Annotated in this window: 18 protein-coding genes; 1 reads left to right on the forward strand and 17 read right to left on the reverse strand. The window is 34.5% G+C overall.

The window, feature by feature from the left end; translation table 11 throughout:
• Positions 1-32: 32 nt before the first annotated feature.
• The 13 genes from C3729_RS04955 to C3729_RS05015 form a co-directional block, all read right to left on the reverse strand.
• Entirely contained in the window at positions 33-884 is an 852-nt protein-coding gene (locus C3729_RS04955; protein WP_104793131.1) for a neutral zinc metallopeptidase, read from the reverse strand.
• A gap of 45 nt (positions 885-929) precedes the next feature.
• Positions 930-3014 (reverse strand): LTA synthase family protein, encoded by a 2085-nt coding sequence (locus C3729_RS04960; protein ID WP_104793132.1) that lies wholly within the window; start codon positions 3012-3014, stop codon positions 930-932.
• A gap of 36 nt (positions 3015-3050) precedes the next feature.
• Positions 3051-3539 (reverse strand): 6,7-dimethyl-8-ribityllumazine synthase, encoded by a 489-nt coding sequence (gene ribH / locus C3729_RS04965; protein ID WP_104793133.1) that lies wholly within the window; start codon positions 3537-3539, stop codon positions 3051-3053.
• 9 nt (positions 3540-3548) lie between these two features.
• On the reverse strand, positions 3549-4259 hold the full coding sequence (locus C3729_RS04970) for a hypothetical protein (protein ID WP_104793134.1): 711 nt from the start codon (positions 4257-4259) through the stop codon (positions 3549-3551).
• 99 nt (positions 4260-4358) lie between these two features.
• Positions 4359-5372, reverse strand: a complete 1014-nt coding sequence (locus C3729_RS04975) for a potassium channel family protein (protein WP_104793135.1) — start codon at positions 5370-5372, stop codon at positions 4359-4361.
• Positions 5373-5505: 133 nt separating this feature from the next.
• Positions 5506-6042, reverse strand: coding sequence for an adenine phosphoribosyltransferase (locus C3729_RS04980; RefSeq protein ID WP_104793136.1), 537 nt, complete (start codon positions 6040-6042; stop codon positions 5506-5508).
• 16 nt (positions 6043-6058) lie between these two features.
• Positions 6059-7207: a DUF6694 family lipoprotein gene (locus C3729_RS04985; RefSeq protein ID WP_104793137.1), complete on the reverse strand. Its 1149-nt coding sequence runs from the start codon at positions 7205-7207 to the stop codon at positions 6059-6061.
• Between the two features lie 75 nt (positions 7208-7282).
• Positions 7283-8617, reverse strand: a complete 1335-nt coding sequence (locus tag C3729_RS04990; protein WP_104793138.1) for a quinol:cytochrome C oxidoreductase — start codon at positions 8615-8617, stop codon at positions 7283-7285.
• 15 nt (positions 8618-8632) lie between these two features.
• A complete protein-coding gene (locus C3729_RS04995) occupies positions 8633-9325 on the reverse strand; it encodes a c-type cytochrome (RefSeq protein ID WP_104793139.1) in 693 nt (230 codons plus the stop codon).
• A complete protein-coding gene (locus C3729_RS05000) occupies positions 9318-9839 on the reverse strand; it encodes a DUF3341 domain-containing protein (protein ID WP_104793140.1) in 522 nt (173 codons plus the stop codon). Before C3729_RS05000 ends, C3729_RS04995 begins: the two co-directional genes overlap by 8 nt.
• The gene (gene nrfD, locus C3729_RS05005; protein WP_104793141.1) at positions 9826-11223 is read right to left on the reverse strand and encodes an NrfD/PsrC family molybdoenzyme membrane anchor subunit; all 1398 of its coding nucleotides are present in this window, start codon (positions 11221-11223) and stop codon (positions 9826-9828) included. The genes C3729_RS05000 and nrfD overlap by 14 nt, the downstream gene beginning before the upstream one ends.
• A gap of 20 nt (positions 11224-11243) precedes the next feature.
• Positions 11244-14279: a TAT-variant-translocated molybdopterin oxidoreductase gene (locus tag C3729_RS05010; RefSeq protein ID WP_104793142.1), complete on the reverse strand. Its 3036-nt coding sequence runs from the start codon at positions 14277-14279 to the stop codon at positions 11244-11246.
• A gap of 22 nt (positions 14280-14301) precedes the next feature.
• Complete coding sequence (locus C3729_RS05015) at positions 14302-15645, reverse strand: c-type cytochrome (protein ID WP_104793143.1); 1344 nt, start codon at positions 15643-15645, stop codon at positions 14302-14304.
• A 180-nt stretch (positions 15646-15825) separates the two neighbouring features.
• On the opposite strand from C3729_RS05015, the gene C3729_RS05020 reads away from it, so the two are divergent.
• A complete protein-coding gene (locus tag C3729_RS05020) occupies positions 15826-16341 on the forward strand; it encodes an SPOR domain-containing protein (RefSeq protein WP_104793144.1) in 516 nt (171 codons plus the stop codon).
• A gap of 54 nt (positions 16342-16395) precedes the next feature.
• On the opposite strand, the gene C3729_RS05025 is transcribed toward C3729_RS05020, so the two are convergent.
• The 4 genes from C3729_RS05025 to C3729_RS05040 form a co-directional block, all read right to left on the reverse strand.
• Positions 16396-17082 (reverse strand): response regulator transcription factor, encoded by a 687-nt coding sequence (locus C3729_RS05025; RefSeq protein ID WP_069800018.1) that lies wholly within the window; start codon positions 17080-17082, stop codon positions 16396-16398.
• A gap of 24 nt (positions 17083-17106) precedes the next feature.
• Positions 17107-18651 carry a sensor histidine kinase gene (locus C3729_RS05030; protein WP_104793145.1) on the reverse strand — a complete coding sequence of 515 codons (1545 nt, stop codon included), beginning with the start codon at positions 18649-18651 and terminating at the stop codon, positions 17107-17109.
• A 138-nt stretch (positions 18652-18789) separates the two neighbouring features.
• Complete coding sequence (locus C3729_RS05035) at positions 18790-19149, reverse strand: hypothetical protein (protein ID WP_069800021.1); 360 nt, start codon at positions 19147-19149, stop codon at positions 18790-18792.
• A complete protein-coding gene (locus C3729_RS05040; RefSeq protein WP_104793233.1) occupies positions 19136-21187 on the reverse strand; it encodes a S9 family peptidase in 2052 nt (683 codons plus the stop codon). Before C3729_RS05040 ends, C3729_RS05035 begins: the two co-directional genes overlap by 14 nt.
• Positions 21188-21321: the final 134 nt, after the last annotated feature.

Raw genomic sequence — 21321 nt, forward strand, 5'->3', positions numbered from 1 at the left:
AATCCCAAAAATTTTCGGGTTTTTATTTTTTATTATTTAAAAAGTTGATCAAAAGTATTTCCTTGGGTAATATCTCCAGAATTATAGCCTTTCATAAACCATTCTACACGCTGTTTTGAACTACCATGAGTAAAAGCTTCTTGGTTTACATAACCCGCCGTTCTTTTTTGAATATTATCATCACCTACTGCTGCTGCTGCTTCCATAGCGCTCTGAATATCTTGAGGATCAAGAAATTTTTCTCTGTTATCGGTTTGTTTTGCCCATAAACCTGCGTAGAAATCTGCTTGTAATTCTGTAGCTATCGAAACTCTATTCATATCAGCCTCGGAATATTGTCCACTTCTGCGCATTTTATCTACTTGTTGAGTAGTTCCTAAAATCGTCTGGATGTGATGCCCAATTTCGTGAGCTAAAACATAAGCGACTGTGAATTCTGTAACTCGAGCGCCAAATTTTTGTTGCATTTCGCCAAAGAAACTCATATCCATATAAACCGTTTCATCTGCAGGGCAATAAAAAGGTCCCATCGCAGCTTGTGCAGTTCCGCAACCAGATTGCGTTACATTTTCGAAGAGTACAATTTTCGGTTCTCTGTATTGCATTCCGTTTTCAGAGAAAATTTTAGTCCAAGTTTGGTTATTTTCTGCTGAAAGCATTCTTACAAATTCTCTTACCTGGACTTCTTCGGTAGTGAGTTCTCTTTGTTCCGTTTGAGGAGCGTTTCCAACACCATTACTTAAAATAGCAGAAGGATCACCTCCTAGGAAAAATATAATTGCAGCAATGATTAAGGTTCCTAATCCACCACCAACTAGCATTCCGCCACCGCCAGAACCTCTTCTATCATCTACGTTATCTGCTCTGTCATTTGTCCATTTCATAATTTTAAAATTTTAGATTTAATGATGGATAAATGTAATAAAAAATTATTTGTCGAGCATTTTATTTTTTAGCCAAAAGCTTGTACTTTGATAATTTGAAATGGTTTGATCTACCAAATCTTTTCTAGGATTGTCTTGTAAAAGATTTTCGGTGTAATAAATGTTAAACTCAGTTGTGGTATTGGTGTTAGGTTTTTGAACTAATTGATATTGTTTAATATTTTTAGTAGGAGAAATCACCGTAAGGTAATTGTCTTTTACGAATCCTAAATCCTGATACGTTGCAATATACGCTCTAGGAACGAAATTTTTGGAGAAAACATCTTGACCTAAAAATTTAGATTGATATTTGAAATTTAATAATCCCAAAACAGTAGGCATTACATCTATCTGAGAAGTAACTTGTGAGAATTTCTGTGGTGCCACAAATTCTGGTGCGTAAATCATCGCCGGAATTCTGTATTTATCCATTGGGAGTTCTGTTTTACCAGCACTAGACGAACAATGGTCTGCTACAATCACGAAAACGGTATTTTTGAACCAAGGCTGTTTTTGAGCCATTTCAAAAAATTTCATGATAGAATAGTCTGTGTATTTTACGCCACCTTTTCTAGATTTAGAATCTGCTGGAATGTCTATTTTCCCTTCTGGATAAGTAAAAGGTCTGTGGTTAGAAACCGTCATCCAATGATGGAAGAAAGGTTTACCTGCTTTATAATCTTTGTTCATTTCGCTGATGGCTTTAGTTGCCATATCTTCGTCACAAACACCCCAAACATTTGCAAAAGTGATTTCTTCTGGAGTGAAATTATCTCTATCTACAATTTCGTAGCCGTTTCCAGCGTAGAAATCTTTCATATTGTCAAAATAACTGTAACCACCGTATAAGTATTTTACGCTGTAACCTTTTGACTTAAATACGCTTCCTGTGGTAAATTTATTTTTGTTTTCTTTTTCTCTTTTAATTACGCTTTCTCCAGCAGTTGGCGGAATACAAAGCGTTAATGCTTCTAAACCTCTTACCGTTCTGTTTCCTGTTGCGTATAAATTGGTGAAAAATAAACTTTTTTGTGCCAATTGGTCTAAGAAAGGAGTTACACTTTCTTCATAACCATAAGCTTTCATGTAAGCTGCTGACAAACTTTCTATAGAAATGAGAACCACATTTTTTTGTAATTCTGGTTTCTCAGAAGTGATAGTTCTATTTAAAGTAGTGGTTCCTAAAGGAAGCAGAGTGTTTTTTTCTGCGGTTTTTTGGTCAACAGTAGGATAGAAGGTGAAAAAATCTAATGTGTTATTGCTAAACGCTTCGTAGAATTTTACCATTCCGTTCGCAGCGATTTCCTGTTGGAAAATGTTTCCTTTTTTAAGGTTAATTTTCTCTGCAAAGCTTAAACTGATTCCCAATAAAACAGCAAAAACACCCAATAAAGTAAGTTTTTGAACCAAATTAGGTAATTGTAAAAGACTGTCTTTAGTCTTTTTGTAAATCCACCAAGTTGCCAATCCTGTTACCACAAAAATAGCAGTAAACAAAGGAATGATAGGATAACTTTCCATAATGTTTCCTATAACTTCGGTGGTGTAAATAAGATAATCTACTGCGATAAAATTATAACGAACCCCAAATTCATTGTAGAAGAAATATTCTGAAACGGCATTGAAAATAATCAAAAGCACGTACAAGAATAGCGTGGTAAAGTATAAACTGTTTCTGATTTTAAGCCTTTGTTTTGGTAAAAACAGCATCAATGCAAAAAATAAAATTTTAAGCCCCAAAAATGCTAAAACAATTTTTACTACGCCACCTCCATATTGTTTGAAAATATTATTTGGAGTTGCTAAAATGTATATAAAAGCAAGAACCAGAACTCCTAGGATGATTTGTCCGTAAGGTTTTTGATATTTACCGTTTGACAGGAATAAAAAATAAAGCGCTAAAAAGCTACTGGCAATTGTAAATACCAAAATGTCATTCACTAATCCTAGTGAAGTAACCTTCAATATTTCTGCAAAAGAAAAATCTGCAGTGGTAATCGGGTGGAATACAAATACTAACCTTAATAAAAAGGAAACGATAAGGTAAAAAATCCCTAAATAGAGAAAAGGTTTTACTTTTTGAAGATACATTTTAATACAATTTTGAGATTTGTGTATAGAATTTGATTATTTATTCAAAATTCTTCTGAATTCAATCATTCTAAGAGCAGTAACCGCAGCTTCTACGCCTTTGTTTCCGAGGTTTCCGCCGCTTCTTGCTAAAGATTGTTCCTTATTGTCATCTGTCAAAACACAGAAAATAGCCGGAACATCTGTCATTACATTACAATCTTTAATTCCTTGAGCTACGGCTCTACAAACGTAATCAAAATGTGGAGTTTCTCCTCTGATTACATTGCCAATCGCAATCACTGCATCGTGGTTTTCTGCGGCACACAATTGCATGCAAGCGTAGCTTAACTCAAATGCACCAGGAACAGAGAAAATTTCTATATTTTCTTTTTTTACGCCTTCTTTTTCTAGAATTTGTATCGCTGCATCGCGAAGGTTATAGGTTACAAAATCATTCCAATCTGAAACAACAATGCCGATTCTAAAAGAATCAGCATTTGAGATTTGTAATGGTTTGTAATCCGAAAGATTTACAGTTGCCATTTTATATTTTTAAAAGTTTTTTACCATTTCTATATAAGCATCAGAAGTGCCGCCGTCATAATCTGCATATTTTTCTTCGATGGTTTCGAAGTATTTTTTAGCTTCAGCGTTTTTCTTCATTGCAAGTGCTAGTAAACCAGCTTTTCTTGTAAAGTAATAAGAAGTGTATGCATCATCAGAAGCAGAAGCAGCTTTGTCTAAAAGAGAAAGTGCATCTTCATTTTTATTAAGATTTGCTTGAGCATCTCCCATTGCTCCATATTTTAGAGCCATTAAGATTTTATTATCAGAAGAAAACTTGTCTAATAAATCGTAAGCTTCTTGGTATTTACCTTCTTTGAATTTTAGTAAACCTGCATTGTAAGCAGAAAGTTTACCTGCATCAGTGCTAGTAAATTGCTCATAAGTACCTTTGAATCCTGGATTTGCAGCAGATTTTCCACCTAGTGCGATATCATCTTTCCCTTCTGAAAGGTTTTTTTGAGCAGCCAGATAGCTCAGTGTAGCTTCTTCGTTTTTAGGATTAGCGATGAATTGCTGATAAGCAAAGTATCCTAAAACTGCTAATACTACAGCACCGAAAATAATCCCGATTTGTTTAGCGTATTTTTCAATGAACATCTCTGTTTTGAGCGCGGTTTGGTCTAAATCTTGAAAAATTTCTACCGTTTCTTTTCCTTCGTTCTCTAGCTCTTTTTTGCTTTTATGCTTATCTGTCATAATTTTGAAATTGAAATGCAAAAATAATAGTTTCTATTGTGATATACAATATTTATTTTCAGTGGTTTTCAGTTAGGGTTTTTATGAGAAGTATTTGTCTTATTGAGGATACATGTTTTGTAGGTTTTCAATCTGATGAGGTTGCCCAAGAATGAAAATACAACTATTCGGTTCTATGAGTTTACTTTCGTCAGGATTGATGATGTATTCTCCGTGAACGTCTTTGTAGCCTACAATTTTACAACCTGTTTTTGGGAAAATTTGCAGTTCTTCTAATTTTTTGCCGATAAATTTTTTGGAAAGTTTATCCGTATAAATTTCTAAAACGTTAATTTTTTTGGTGCCTTCCAACACAATATTGTCAATAAATTCTACCAAATCAGGCGTAATAAGAAGAGAAGCCATGTGTTCGCCGCCAATTTTATCAGGCATAATTACATTTTCGGCACCTGCAGTTTTCAGTTTTTTGATGGTACTGCTGTTAGAAGCTCTACTGATGACTTTAATTTTTGGATTCAATTCTTTGGAACTGATTACAATAAAAAGATTATCTGCATCAGATGGTAAACAAGCGATGATTCCATTGGCTTTTTCTACTCCAGCTTTGATCAAAATTTCATCTTCTACTGCATTTCCGTGGATAAAAATAGTGTTGCGGAACTCATCATCTCTATTTTCTAGCGGTTTTTTGTCAATAATAACAAAAGGTTTTTTGTGGAGAATAAGTTTTCTGGCAGCTTGTCTGCCATTTCTCCCGAAACCACAAATGATGATGTGATTTTCTAAATTTTTCATATTGCGTTTGATGAGATTTTGTTTGTATTCTTTGGCGAAATTTCCGTTAAAAAATTCTAATGCAAGTGCTGTTAAACCATAAAGCACAGCTCCCACACCGAAAAGCATTAAAAAAATAGTAATGATTTTTCCTAAATCTGAGAAATTGTCGGGCACTCCAAAACCTACGGTAGTGAGCGTCATAATGCTATACCAAACCGCGTCTAGAAATCTCATTTCTTCGGAATACATAAGCGCTAATGCTCCCAATAAGACAAAAATGAGAATGGAGACAACTAAAATTAATATTCTTTTATATAATGCAGAAAATCTATTCATTATCAATGAATTCTTGTATAAATTTACAAAAATTACAGTTATGATTGACGATTTGAGAAAAATATATTACAATGTTTTTCAGCATCAAAAATATGTGCTGACAATTGCAAAATGGAAAAGAAAATAATAAAAATTAGTAGTTCAGAATACTGTACACTTCAGCGTCAAACTGTTTCAGTTTGTCTTCGCCGTGTAAATCTTTAAGACCAATTAAAAAGCTGAACTGTGTTACTTTTGCGCCTTGTTTTTCAACCAATTTAGCGGCAGCTTCAGTTGTTCCGCCAGTTGCTAATAAATCATCGTGAATCAAAACTCTTTGGTTCGGTTGAATTTGGTTCGTGCGCATTTCTATTTCGGCAGTTCCGTATTCTAAATCGTATTTTTCTGAAATAAATGGAGGAGGAAGTTTTCCTTTTTTTCTAATTAAAATAAATGGAACTTCTAGGGCAACAGCAATTGCAATTCCGAAGAGATAGCCTCTGCTTTCTATTCCGCACACTACATCTACTTTACCTCTGCTGAATTCTACTAAATCTGCAATTACGTCTTCATATAATTTAGGATTTAAGAAAATGGGCGTAATGTCTTTGAATTGTATTCCTTCGATTGGGAAATCTGGAATATTCTGAATTGTGCTTTCTAATCTAGCGATTAAATCTTGCGTTGCCATTTTATGGGATTTTAATTTATTTTTTTTGAGAAGAATTGATTTTATAGCTGGTGATTTTCCAACCTGTTTCTGTAGCTTTTAATCCATAAGAAACGTCAAGTGAAGTTGCGTTTCCAGATTTATCTGTTACGGTATACGTTGCATTTACACTTGCAGTGTTATTGGCATTCGCTTTAGTAGAAACGTTGTTTACATCTACACTTTTTACGGTTCCAAAACCAGATGTAGGATTTGCAAATGTTTCATAAGAACCCCAATTCGGGTTTTCTGATTGACTGTAAGCTGCTTTTAAATTCTGACTGTTTAAGTTGTTTAAGAAATTCACTACCGTATTTTTTGGGTCTCCAATTACTTTTGGAGAATCTGTTCCCGTAGCATTTTCTTCTGGAGTTCCTTCAAGATTTTCTGTGTTTTCTGAGCTTTGAGGCATCAAAAGAGCGTTAGGATTTACATCTACACCCATTTTGGTCATTTGAATGGTTTTCTTAGAAGTTTTTACAGTAACTTTTATGTCAATTTTATTGTCTATTACTTTCTCTTGAGGAAGAGAAGAAAATCTCATGAAAAATCCTTTGAATTGATTGTTTTGCATTAAATTTTTAGAAGTCAAAAGTTTTACTCCTTGACTAGAAACTTCTAAAGTGGTTTCTAAGGCTGCATTTTCGAAATCTACTTTATTTCCTGCTGCGTCTAATAATCTGGGAACAATTTGTAAAGCTTTTGGTCCTAAAACACTATCTACAGAAACTTCACTGGTTGTAATGTGCAAAGAATTTGCGGAAATATCATTTACATCTGTTTCAGACGGCATGATATTTTGGAAGATATTCATTTCACCTAATGAAGGAGGAGCTGTACTTGCCCAGTTGATTCCGTTTTCTTGTGCTACTTTGTCTGCCATTGCAAAAATTTCTGGCACTTTTTTTCCTTCTAGAAGTTTACCAAGAGCTTTTAATTCTTCGATATCGCCTTCTGCATCTACGCCAAAGGTTTTTAGAATATAAAGAGCTTCATTAAACTTAATTTGTTTAATAGTGGGAAGCGAAGAAGACATGTCATTAATACTTTCTTGGAAGGCTTTCGTACTGCTTGCATCTACTGCATCTTTTTTACAACCGATTAAAAAAAGCATTGAAAATATGCTTAGAAAAAGGAAACGTTTCATAAAATGAATATTTATATACAAAAATAAAAAAATCCCAACAATAAGTTGGGATTTATATGATGTTTCTTTCTGAAATTAGAAAGGATATTCAAAAATCTTAGATTCTTTTACTAGAGGATTTCCTTCAGGAATCAATTTAAGTTTAGATAATGCAGACATTACTACTAAAACGAATAAACCTACCATGAATAAGAATGCACCTACTACTAATAAGAATGTGTATGCATTATTCCAGAAAGGTCCTACTGTTCCTGGCATAATCATATTGAAGAAATCTAACCAGTGACCTAGAATTACTAGAACAGCCATTGTAGTTACTACTTTGTAATTTCTCTTGATGCTAGAACTTACTAATACCAATAGTGGTAATAAGAAGTTGATGATAAGCATTGGTAAGAAAGTGTACTTGTAGTAAGCAAATCTGTCAAAGAAATATCTTACTTCTTCTGGGATGTTTGCGTACCAGTAAAGCATGAATTGGTCAAAGAATAAATAAGTCCATAATAATGAAGTAGCAAATAAGAATTTAGCTAAATCATGTAAGTGGTTATCATTAAACTGTGGTAAAAGCCCTTTTTTCTTTAAGTAAACTGCAACAATAATAATTACTGCAACAGCACTTGATAAAGTAGATACCATAGAATACCAAATATAAAGTGTAGAATACCAGTGAGGGTCAATAGACATTAAGAAATCCCAAGCCCAAGCTGCAGAAGCAAATCCGAAGAAAGCGATGTAACCTACACTCCAGTTGTATAATGCTTTGTAATCTTTTCTATCTTTAGTTTCATCTAATCTCTTAGAAACTTTCTTAATTTTCCAAACGAAGAAAGAAGCTCCAATTACGTAGATAAGAACTCTCACTACATAAAAAGGAATGTTTAAGAATTTAGATTTTTCGTAAAGGATAACATCAAAGTTTGGAGAATTAGGATTTGTTAAATCCGGATCCATCCAGTGATATAAATGAGCAATTCCACCTACGTTTAGGAAAGTTAAGATTAATAAAACAATCCCACCTACTGGAATGAATGAAGCTACCGCTTCCATTACTCTTGTTACAATTACAGACCAACCAGCGTGAGCTGCATGCTGAATTGATAAAAAGAATAAAGCACAAGCAGAGATTCCGAAGAATAACATAGCAGCAGTTAATAAAGCCGAGAACGGCGTATTATGAATCTGATGCGTAGCATGTTCTAAGTGTGCAGCATTATCTTGAGGCCCTACTAATTCTGAAGAGTTCATTGGGGTATGATGTTCTGTACCATGGTGTACATTATCCATCATTGTCTGAATTGCAGACTCATTTAACCCATGATTTAATAGGTAGCCAATACCGAATAGTACCAATCCAACAACTATCAGTATAATAGAATACAATTTTAATTTTGGTGAAAAACTATACATTTTTTTCTGTTTTTATTATTTAGTATTGGTTTGAGTTGTAGTTGCATCAGCAGCGGCTACAGGAGCTACAGCATCAGCTTTGAAAGCGCTCATTACATACATTGCTACTCTCCATCTATCAGCAGGAGCTAATTGACCAGCGTAAGATCCCATTAAGTTTCTTCCGTTTACAATTACATAATGAGTAGAACCTACTGTAATCTGTCTGTCTTTGTAATTAGGAACACCAGAATATGCACCACTTTGTACAATTGGACCTTGTCCATCACCTCCCACACCGTGACAAGCTGCACAAGTCATTTCGTATAATTTTTTACCTCTTGCTAAATCTTTTTCTTTATTTTTAGGATCTAGAGGAGAAGCGGTAACACTTTTTGACTCTTCATAAAATGCAGTATATTCTTCTACATTTTTAGGAGTTTTATCTTCTGGCAAAATTCCTTCCTTGTCTTGAGGAACCGTACCTTCTACAGGAGAAAGTAAAGTAGAGCCGTAGTTATTTACAAAAGCCGGGATTTCGTTTTCTTTGCTTACATAATGTCCATCTGCTTTACTAGCAGTTTTTAACATTGGGTCATAAGCTACAGGAAAATACATATCCGGAAAGTAAACTAATGGCGGATTATCTTTTGGTCCACAAGAATTCAGCGCGATAACTGAGATTCCCAAGATGGTTGTTATTTTTAAAATATTTTTCATATTACGCATCTTTTACAGTTATTTCTTCTACACCTGTTTCAATCAGCATCTGTTTAATGGTTTCTACATCTTCAGACACAAACTCCATCATAAACTTATCATCCGTAGTTCTAGGGTCTGGATTCTGGGGAGCAGCTCCTGGATACATTTTATTTCTTACTAAGAAAGTAAGAGACATCATGTGTGCAGCACAGAATACCATTAATTCAAACATTGGAACTACAAAAGCTGGCATGTTATGACCCCACCAAAAAGCTGGTTTACCACCGATGTTTTGTGGCCAGTCATGATTCATCATATACCAAGTTGCTAAAGCACCAATGGTAACACCATAACAAGCATAAATGAAAGCTGCGTCTGAAATTCTAGTTTTCTTAAGACCTAAAGCTTTATCTAGCCCGTGAACTGGGAATGGAGTATACACTTCGGTAATTTCAATACCTTTATCTCTGAAAGCTTTAACGCCGTTCATTAAATCGTCGTCATCGCCATAAAGTCCATATATTCTTTTAGTGGTGCTCATCTCCTTCTTTTGCTTTATAAGTTTCACCTGAAATTTTCAAAATAGTCTTCAATTCAGCCTGTGCAATTACAGGGAATGTTCTAGCGTACAATAGGAATAATACTCCGAAGAAACCAATTGTTCCTAAATAAACTCCTACGTCTATAATCGTTGGCTTAAACATCGTCCAAGAACCTGGTAAGTAGTCTCTAGAAAGGTTGATCACAATGATGTCAAATCTTTCAAACCACATACCGATGTTGATGATTAATGCTACGAAGAAAGTCCAAATAATATTCGTTCTTAATTTTTTGAACCAGAAAGAAGCAGGAACAACTAAGTTACAGATAATTAGCGCCCAGAATGCCCACCAGTAAGGACCAGTAGCAGCACCTGGAGATAAATATGTAAAGTCTTCATATCTACTTCCTGAGTACCAACCGATGAAGTATTCTACACCATATGCTACCGTTACCATACCACCTGTTACGATGATTACGATGTTCATAATTTCGATATGATACATGGTAATATAATCTTCTAAGTGTGCTACTTTTCTAGCAACTAATAGAAGGGTTTGTACCATTGCAAATCCTGAGAAAATCGCACCTGCTACGAAGTAAGGAGGGTAGATGGTAGAGTGCCATCCTTTGATTACTGAAGTTGCGAAGTCAAATGATACCGTGGTGTGTACTGAGAATACAAGTGGTGTTGCTAAACCAGCTAATACAAGAGATAATTCTTCGAATCTTTGCCAGTGTTTTGCTTTACCACCCCAACCGAATGCTAGGAATGTATAAATCTTTTTAGTCCAAGGCGTTTTTGCTCTATCTCTAATCATCGCAAAGTCTGGGATTAATCCCATGAACCAGAATACGGTAGATACAGAGAAGTAAGTAGAGATTGCAAATACGTCCCAAAGTAGTGGAGAGTTAAAGTTAGTCCAAAGAGAACCAAATTGGTTTGGCAAAGGGAATACCCAATATCCTACCCAAACTCTACCCATGTGAATTACTGGGAAGATAGCAGCCTGTACAACTGCAAAAATCGTCATCGCTTCTGCAGAACGGTTTACAGACATTCTCCATCTTTGTCTAAATAATAACAATACTGCAGAGATTAAGGTTCCTGCGTGACCAATACCTACCCACCAAACGAAGTTAGTAATATCCCAACCCCAGTTAATGGTTTTGTTTAGTCCCCAAGCTCCGATACCGGTACCAATGGTGTAAGCAATACATCCAAAACCGTATACAAATAGAACTAGAGCTGCCCAAAAAGAAATCCACCAGAGTTTTCCGGCTCTTTCTTCGATAGGTCTTGCAATATCTTCGGTGATATCGTGATAAGTCTTGTGACCAATAATTAGCGGTTCCCTAATAGGGGCTTCGTAATGTCCTGACATTTTTTACCTATTTATATTATTTAAACGTTGTTTTCTTTTCTGTTTCTCACTTTTGTATGGTAGAATACGTTTGGTTTAGTACCCACTTCTTCTAGCAATACATATTTTCTCTTGTCATTGAATAATGCTCTTACTTCTGATGATTTATCATTCATATCACCGAATTTAAGTGCTCCTGTAGAACAAGCCTGTGAACAAGCTGTTTTAAGTTCCCCATCTTCAATTCTTCTGCCTTCTTTTTTAGCTTCTAGAATTGTAGCTTGAGTCATTTGGATACACATAGAACATTTTTCCATTACCCCCCTAGTTCTTACTACAACATCTGGATTTAGAACCATTCTTCCTAAATCGTTATTCATGTTGAAGTCAAACTTATCATTCAAGTTATAAGTAAACCAATTGAATCTTCTTACTTTGTAAGGACAGTTGTTTGCACAATATCTTGTACCGATACATCTGTTGTAAGCCATTTGGTTTTGACCTTGCTTACCGTGAGAAGTTGCAGCAACAGGACATACTGTTTCACAAGGTGCGTGATTACAGTGCTGACACATTACTGGTTGGAAAATCACATCAGGACTTTCGTTTGGTTCAATTAATATATCATAAAGGTTAGGAACGTTTAATCCCTTATCAATCCCTTCTTTTACTTCTATTTTTTCTTTAGCAGAGTAATATCTATCGATTCTTAGCCAAGCCATATCTCTAGACATTCTTACCTCTTCTTTACCTACTACAGGTACGTTGTTTTCTGCTTGACAAGCAATGATACAAGCTCCACAACCGATACATGAGTTAAGGTCTACAGAAAGATTAAAGTGAGGGCCATCAGTATCATCGAAAGCATCCCAAAGATCTACTTTGCCCATTGGTAAAGTTCCTTGTAATGTTTCCATTGTTAATGGTTTATTCCACTTGTTTACGTCTTCGTTTAAGTAAGTGTCTAATGTTACTTCTTTAGCGATTTCGTAACGACCCATTAATGTATTTTGAAGCTGTACACCTGCAAATTCGTGATCATCTGCTCCTGATTTTTCAATAGAAACATTAGATACTACAGTGTTGTATCCATCAAATAAAGGATAAGCGTTTACACCTGTTTCAGCTACTTTACCTGAGTCTTTTTTACCATAACCTAAAGCAAGACCTAATGAACCTTCTGCTTGACCTGGCTGAATGAAAACAGGAACGTTTTCTAATTTCACACCATTTACAGTAAGATTTACCACAGTACCATCTAACTGCATTCTCGCATTTAATTCATTCTCGATACCAAATTCTTTAGCGTCTGCTGGAGAAATAGTAAGGTAGTTATCCCAAGCCATTCTCGTAATAGGATCTGGCAACTCTTGTAGCCAAGGGTTATTGGCTTGAGTACCGTCTCCCATTGCAGTAGTGGTATAAAGTACAAGTTCTAATTTAGAAGCTTTGAAACCTTGTAATTCTGAAACCGCTTTTGCAGCATCTCCACCTGTGTAAGATAGTGTTCCTATAATGTTTCCTGCATTAAAACCATTATAAAGTGCTTGGTTAAATGAAGTTCCATTAAGAATTGTTGCAGCATTAGCTTTTAAATATTCATAATAGTTAGGAGTAAATCCTTTTCCATTCATCCAAACAAGAAGTGATTCTTCAATTTGTCTAGACTTGAATATTTTTTGGATCGTAGGTTGCATTAATGAATAAGCACCAGTTTGAGGAGCGATATCACCCCAAGATTCTAACCAATGTGCTGCTGGAATGACTACTTTTGCTGCTTGAGCAATTTCGTTTTTCTTATCAGCTACAGCAACTACAGTTCCTACTTTGCTTAATGATTTTTTAAATTCTGCACCTTTTGCGTGAGAATAGATTGGGTTTACGTTGTTAGCAACTAAAACACCCACTTGACCAGCATTTACCCAAGTTAAAAACTCGTTAAATCTAGCGTTGTCATATTCTTTTAATAGGTTAGCTTTTCCAGTGAAAGCTACAGAACCTAATTTTTGATTGATTAAGTGTGCTAAAACATAAGAAGCTTTAGAACCGTCAGCAAAAACTACCGCTTTGTTTCCTTTAGCTTGTAATTCTTTAGCAATTTCAGAAGCTACTTTATCAGAAGTTCCACCTCCTACGATTGCGTTATAAACTTCTACTAAAGTTTTATTTACAGCAGAAGGTTTTTGCTTAATTCTAGTATCAGCATTAGCACCAGTAAGAGACATGTTAGATTCTACTTGAATATGTCTAAGCATGTTAGCTCCTGGTTTTCTAGCAGCTGCGTATGATGTTTCTAAGCTATTTGCGTTATAATCTCCTAAGAAATCTGCTTGGAAAGAAACCACTAATTCAGTAGCTGATAAGTCGTAAACTGGTAATGCTCTATTACCGAAAACTTCTTGAGCAGCGTCTAATGCAGCAGCATACGTATAAGCATCGTAAGTTACTAATTCTGCATTAGGATATTTGGTTTTAAACTCTCCGAATAATTTCTTGAATGTAGGAGAAGGATATGAATGAGAAAGAACTACAATTTTCTTGTTTTCAGCTTGAGCTTTAGTTAGTGCTTCTAGCACTACAGCGTCTACTTTGTCGAAAGTTTCGTCTTTACCATCTAGTTTTGGTTGCTTAATTTTATCATTATCATATAATGACAATACACTTGCTTGAGCTCTAGCGTTTGTTTTACCTAGATCATTTGCAGTTTTATTCGGTTCAATTTTAATTGGTCTACCTTCTCTAGTTTTTACTAAAACACTAGAAAAGTCAAACCCGTCAAAATAGGTAGATGCATAATAATTAGGAATTCCTGGGATAATACTGTGTGGTTTTACCACGTAAGGAATTGTTTTGATTACTGGCGCTTCACACGCTGCAAGAGTAACTGCAGCTGTAGAGAAGCCTAATAATTTTAAGAAATCCCTTCTAGAAGTCCCAGAATTGTTCATTTTTTCTGCATCACCCAAGAACTCATCTACAGGAATTTCGTTTTGAAATTCTTTTTGAGCCAATTTCGCATTAAGCGATTGGTCTTTAAGTTCGTGAATACTTCTGAATTGTATTTTATTTGAAGCCATTTATACTTCTAATTTTCTGTTATTAATAATGACATTTACCACACTCTAAACCACCAATAGCGTCTACGGTCATTTTAGTTTCTCCACCGTATTGTTTTTTCAACTTGTCGTGAAGTTTTTGGTAGTATTCTTTGTTATAACCGTTTGTCATGTCTACTTCTGTAGTTCTGTGACAATCAATACACCATCCCATTGTAAAGTTATTTGCCATTTGTACTTTGTCCATTTCTTGAACTTGACCGTGACAAGCTTTACATACTACGTCTACTTTTTTAGCTTTGATGATGGTTTGTTCACCAGCTACCACGTGTTGTGCGTGATTGAAGTATACGAAATCTGGCATATTGTGAATTCTCACCCACTCGATTGGTTTAGTTTTTCCAGTGTAAGACTGTGAACCTTCATCCCAACCAGCAGCTTCGTAGATTTTCTTAATCTCTGCAGTATAGAATTCTCTAGATTTTCCTTCTTCTATGTATTTTCCTTTGTATTCTGAAATACCTTTGTGGCAATTCATACAAACGTTTACAGAAGGAATCTCTGATACTTTACCATACTTAGCACTTGAGTGACATAATTGACAATCGATTTTATTCTCACCAGCGTGAATTTTGTGAGAGAAGTAAATAGGTTGCTCTGGTTGATAACCTTTGTATACACCTACCCACATTAACCAATTCCAAATTCCGTAAAGTGCTAATAGGGCTAATAATCCCATTAATGCTTTACCTAGCGTATTGTACTTCTCGTAGAATTCGCCAATTGAGTTGATTCTTGTAGCGTCTAGAGCAGAAATTTCTCCAGATTTTCTGTGTAAATTTACGAGTTGGGTTAATCTGAAGAGTAACCAAAGAAGTAATCCTCCAACTGCGACTAAAGAAATTAGAAGAGCAGATGAATTATTTTTTTCATCTTGAGCAGCTTTGATGGCTTCTGGTGAATTCACATCAGTTTCTGCTGCAGCAGGCTCTGCTTTTGGCGGATTAGTGGTGTATTCTAGAAGATCTGCAATGTCCTGATCTGTAAGATTAGGGAACTGAGTCATCTCTACTTTGTTGAATTTTTCGAAGACTTCATTCGCATACTTATCGCCAGAAGCTCTAAGTGCTTTGTTATCTTTAATCCATTTTTGGAACCAATCTACACCTAAATTTTGTTCCTTTTTTAATCTGTCTACTACGCCTCCTAAAGCTGGGCCTACCATTTGTTTGTCTAACGCGTGACACGCAGAACAATTGGTTTTAAAAAGGGTTTCTCCCTTCTTAGCGTCACCTTTAAGATCTTGAGCGTAAATAGAAGCACTGGTTGTTAAGAGCAAACTACATGCTAACAACACTCTCTTGTAATGCTTTCTCCAACTAATCATTTAAATAATCTTGGGTTAATACTATTGAGTTTACATTCAATTCCGCAAAAATAATACTTTAACACAATATTAACAGAAGGTTTGTATGTATTTTATCAATTTTTTTTAATTTATAATTGTTCTAAATAAGAAAGATTGGTATAATTTTTATTTGTATTAACTTTGTCAAAAATAATTTTAATGAAAAACGTAATAAAAATACTATCATTATTAACTTTTTTAAGTTTTAATATCTCTAATGCTCAGGTAGTTGAGAAAAAAGAAACGCATAATGGAACAGAGTTAAAAGTTTCTATGGATAGCAGAGTAAATGAGCTTTTAACGGATTTAGAAGGGAAATGTGATAAGATTAAAGAGGAAGAAGCCAATAAAAATGAAGCTCCGAAAGTAGAAATTTCGACGAAACCTAAAACAAATGCTGAAATCTGTAGAGATAATCCTAGAATTTTAGGTTACAAAATTCAGGTGGCAGTTGTAAAAAGTAATGAGGAAGCCAACAAAGTGAAATCTTATTTCCGTACGAAATTTCCGAATATGAAAGCAGAAACTGATGCTTCGCTAAGACCTAATTATAAGGTTTTGGTAGGGAGCTATTTCAGTAAGCAATCTGCAAGTGGCGATTTAGCAAGAATTAGAAGTTATTTCCCTGCTGCAATTGCAGTACAATACAGAGTTTTCTGTGTAGAAGCAAAATAATTTTCACACATTAGCATAACAAAAATCCACCAAAATTTTGGTGGATTTTTTTATTTAATTTTTTACTAAAAGTCTGAACCCTTCTCCATGCACGTTGATGATTTCTAATCCTTCATCGTCTTTTAGGAGCTTTCTCAGTTTAGCAATGTACACGTCCATACTTCTTGCCGTGAAATAATTTTCTTTTTTCCAGATTTTTCTTAATGCTAAATCTCTTGGCATAAAATCATTTCTGTGTAGGCAAAGAAGTTTTAGTAATTCGTTTTCTTTTGGCGAAAGTTTATATTCATTATCGCCTACTCGTAATTGTCTTAAAACTGAATCGAAAAACATGTTAGAAATTTTAAATTGCTCTTGCTCTTCGTCTTCTACTACTGCACTTCTTTGTAAAATAGCTTTGATTTTGTATAAAAGTAATTCTGTGTCAAACGGTTTCGTGATGTAATCATCTGCGCCGATTTGATAGCCTTTTAAAACGTCTTCACGCTGGTTTCTTGCCGTTAAAAATATAATGGGAGTATTCTTGTCTATTTTTCTCACGTCTTCAGCTAGTGAAAAGCCGTCTTTTTTGGGCATCATGACATCAAAAATACAAATGTCAAATTCCTTTTCTGTGAATTCTTTTAGCCCTAATTCTCCATCTATAGCAAGGGTTACATCAAAGTTGTTAATGCTTAAATAATCTTTAAGTACCGCTCCGAAACTTTGGTCGTCTTCTACTAATAAGATTCTGTTACTCATAATATTTGGTGTTTTTATTTGTTGTTATTTCATCGGCAGTTTTATGGTAAATGTGCTGCCTTTATCTTTTTCTGATTCTACAATCACTTGACCGTGATGCAGTTCTACGATTTTCTTCACATAAGACAATCCTAAACCTTGTCCTTTTACATTGTGAATATTCCCAGTTTCTTCTCTGAAGAATTTCTCGAAAATTTTAGTTCTGTTATGTTGTTCCATTCCCATTCCTTTATCAGAAATTGCAATGACGTAAAATCCAGGTTCATTTCTAGTAGTAATTCTAATTTCTGGGGTTTCTGGCGAATATTTATTGGCATTGTCTAATAAATTTACCAGAGCGTTAGAAAGGTGAAATTCATCTACTTTTACATTGTAATGTTCCGCTTTGAATTCTTCGGTTAATGTTCCGCCTCTTTCTTCTACAATAAGTCTGAATGACTGAGAAATTTGCTTGATGAGTTCTCTTACATTGGTTTCTTTTAAGAAGAGTTTTACTTCGTTTCTCTCTAATTTAGACATGTTGAGAACGTTTTCTACCTGTTTTTTCATTCTCAAGTTCTCTTGTTTGATGAGTTGAGAATAATATTTTACTTTTTCTGGATTGGTAGAGATTTTATCATTAGCCAAAGCATCTGTCGCTACGGAAATGGTAGCTAAAGGTGTTTTGAATTCATGAGACATGTTATTGATGAAATCAGTTTTTACTTCTGAGATTTTTTTCTGTTTCATCATGTAATTAATCGAGATGATGTAGATTCCTAAAATCGTCAATAATGACATGAAAGTTCCTAGTAGCATTGGCAAATTATTCATTGCCAAAGACGCATCTTTTCTTGGGAAAACTAGCGAAAGCGTAAAAAGCGTTCGGTCTTTATCGTCTGTAAAAAGTGGAAAATTATAATTGGTTTTGTCTCGCTGATCTAAATAAGTGTTATTAGAAATCTGAGTTAATTTATTGTTTTTGTCCAAAATTCCATAGCCGAATTTAGAGTTTATTCCATTGTTTTTCAGTTCTTTAGCAAGAACGGAATCCAGCATTTTTGGATTGACTCTTTGGTTGATAGGTAAGTTAGAAGCATTAAATTTCGCAAATTCTGTCAAAGTAAACTGTCCGCTGCTGATGTCTTGACTCTGAACCGAAGAAATAATCTGAGGAGTGCTTTCGTTTTTTTTAATGCTGTATAAACCTTCGTCTTTGTAAAGTTTTATTTTGGTAATGCTATCACCTTTTTTAGAAATCGGAATGTTTTGTTTTTCAATAATGGTTTTATTGAAAGTTAGCGTGGTTTTGTTAGCAGAATCCTGCGTTTGCTGGATTTGAAAAAGAGTAGGACTTTTAGCGTTATTAGCTAAAGTTTTGTCGAAATTTTTAAATTTTTCGTTGTATTTCTGAATTTCTAATTCTTCAATTTTTTTACTTGAGCTTTCTAGCGCAGTGTACACTTTATTAGAAAAATCTTGCTCTAGTGCGGTGTAATATTCTTTAAGCCAATAAAATTGCAATGACACGAAAACAACAAGTGAAATCGTCATGAATACGGAGATTATTGGGATAAATTTATTATTCATTTTCGCCTAAAAATTTTGTTAAAATTAGAAATTTAACACAAATTAAACAAAAAAATCACAGTATTTTTATATGATTTTTCTTAAAAACGAGAATTTTAACAAATTATTGTGAATTAATTTCCCATTTGTAGAAATTTTTTAAGAAACTTCTAACAAGTCTTCGTCTATAAAATATTGAATAATGGCTTTTTTCATGAGCAGTTGTTGCTCATTCGGTTTCAGTTCTGGGAGTTCTTCTAATTGCTTGTACATTGGCCAACCGTCATCATCATAATCCTCGAATTCATAAAACCCGAAAGGTTCTAGCAATCTGCAAACCGCAATGTGAATAAGGTTTACTTTGTCGTCTTTAGAATATTTTTGTTTTCCACTACCTAATTCTTGGATTCCTATCAAAAACAAAAGCGTTTCAATAGGCGGATTTTTCTCCGTTTGAAAATTCTCAACGAAAAATTTTTCTACATCTTTCCAAACTTCTATTTCGTTAATTTCTTCCATTGTTTTCTAATTTTAATAAAAATGCATATTCCAGAGCGTCTTCCTTCAAGCTTTCAAATCTTCCAGAAGCGCCACCATGACCAGATTTCATATCGGTCTTGAAAATGAGGATATTATTGTCAGTTTTTAAATCACGCAATTTTGCAACCCATTTTGCAGGTTCCCAATATTGCACTTGGCTGTCGTGAAAACCAGTGGTGATTAATGTATTTGGGTAATTTTTTGCTTCTATATTATCGTAAGGAGAATAAGAAAGCATGTAATCGTAATATTTTTTCTTTTTCGGATTGCCCCATTCATCAAATTCTCCAGTTGTCAAAGGAATTGTTTCGTCTAACATGGTAGTAACCACATCTACAAAAGGAACTTGTGCCACAATTCCGTTGAAAATTTCAGGTTCGTAATTCATAACCGCTCCCATCAAAAGTCCACCAGCAGAACCGCCCATCGCATAGAGATGTTTCGGAGAAGTGTAATTTTCAGAAATGAGGAATTTCGCAGCGTCAATAAAATCGAAGAAAGTATTTTTCTTTTTCAGCATTTTTCCATTATCATACCATTCTCTTCCTAAATATTCGCCGCCACGAACGTGAGCAATCGCATAAATAAAACCTCTATCTAAAATTGATAACCTTACATTAGAAAAACTGGCATCAATAGTGTGTCCGTAACTTCCGTAACCATATAATAAAAGAGGAGTTTCGGCAGCTTTTGGAGTGTCTTTATGATAGACTAAAGAAATCGGGATTTTCACTTTTCCGTCTCTGGAATTTGCCCAAATTCTTTCAGAAATATAATTTTTAGCATCAAAAGTTCCGCCCAAAACTTCTTGTTGTTTCAAAAGTTTGGTTTCGCCTGTTTTCATATTGTATTCATACGTAGAACTTGGCGTGGTGAGCGAAGTGTAACCATAACGCAAAACTTCTGTGTCAAAATCTAAATTCAGTCCTACATAAGCGGTGTAAGTTGGTTCGTCAAAAGGCAAATAATGAAAATTTCCCGTTGCGTTATCGATAATTTTCAGTTGAAGTAAACCTTCGGTTCTTTCTTCAATCACGAAATAATCTTTGAAAATTTCAAAACCTTCCAGTAAAGTTTCCTTTTTATGCGGAATTACTTCTTTCCAATGTTCTTTAGAAGGTTGATCTACCGAAGTTTTCATAATTTTGAAATTGGTAGCATCGCCTTCATTGGTGATGATATAAAAATCATTTTGATAATGTTCTACTGCGTATTCTAAATCGTCTTCACGTTTTTGAATGACTTTCCATTCTGCGAAAACATTGTCAGAAGGAATAAACCAATGTTCATCTGAAATGGTAGAAGAACTTGCAATAAAAATATATTCTAAAGATTTTGATTTGTAAACGGTTACATCGAAAGTTTCATCTTCTTCGTGGAAAACCAAAATATCTTCTTCCTGAGAAGTACCAATTTTATGTCTGTAAATCTGGAAAGCGCGTAACGTTTCGTCTTTTCTGATGTAGAAAAAATGTTCATTATCTGCTGCCCAAACTGTTTTACCAGTTGTATTTTCAATTTTATCATTTAGAAATTCTCCCGTTTCTAAATTTTTGAGCAAAATGGTATAGATTCTTCTTCCAATAATGTCTTCAGAAAATGCAGCCAACTGATTATTCACCGAAACAGAGAAACTTCCTACATCGTAAAAATCTTTACCCGCTGCCATTTCGTTTACATCTAGCATGAGTTCTGCTTCGTTTTCCAAGCTTTTAAAATGTCTGTAGAACAGTGGATATTCTTTTCCTTTTTGAAATTTTACCACATACCAATATTCATTGAAAAAATAAGGCAAGCTCTCGTCATCTTCTTTGTAACGAGCTTTCATTTCTTGGAAAAGCTGTTCTTGCAATTCTTCGGTGTCTTTCATCACGAAGTCGCAATAAGCGTTTTCTTCTTCTAAATATTGTAAAACTTCGGGGTTTTCTCTTTCATTGAGCCAGAAAAACGGGTCGTTTCTTTGGTGACCGTGAATTTCTAGTGATTTATCTATTTTTTTTGCTTTGGGAGCGTTCATCATTAAGTTCAATTTGAGTGGAGCAATAAGTAATTTTATTTCTCTAAATTTTAAATTTTTGCAAATATAGGTTTTCTAAAAAAGAAAAAAATCACCAAAAATATTTTGATGATTTTGATATTATCTATATTGTT

The sequence above is a fragment of the Cloacibacterium normanense genome (assembly GCF_002943105.1).
Classification (GTDB): domain Bacteria; phylum Bacteroidota; class Bacteroidia; order Flavobacteriales; family Weeksellaceae; genus Cloacibacterium.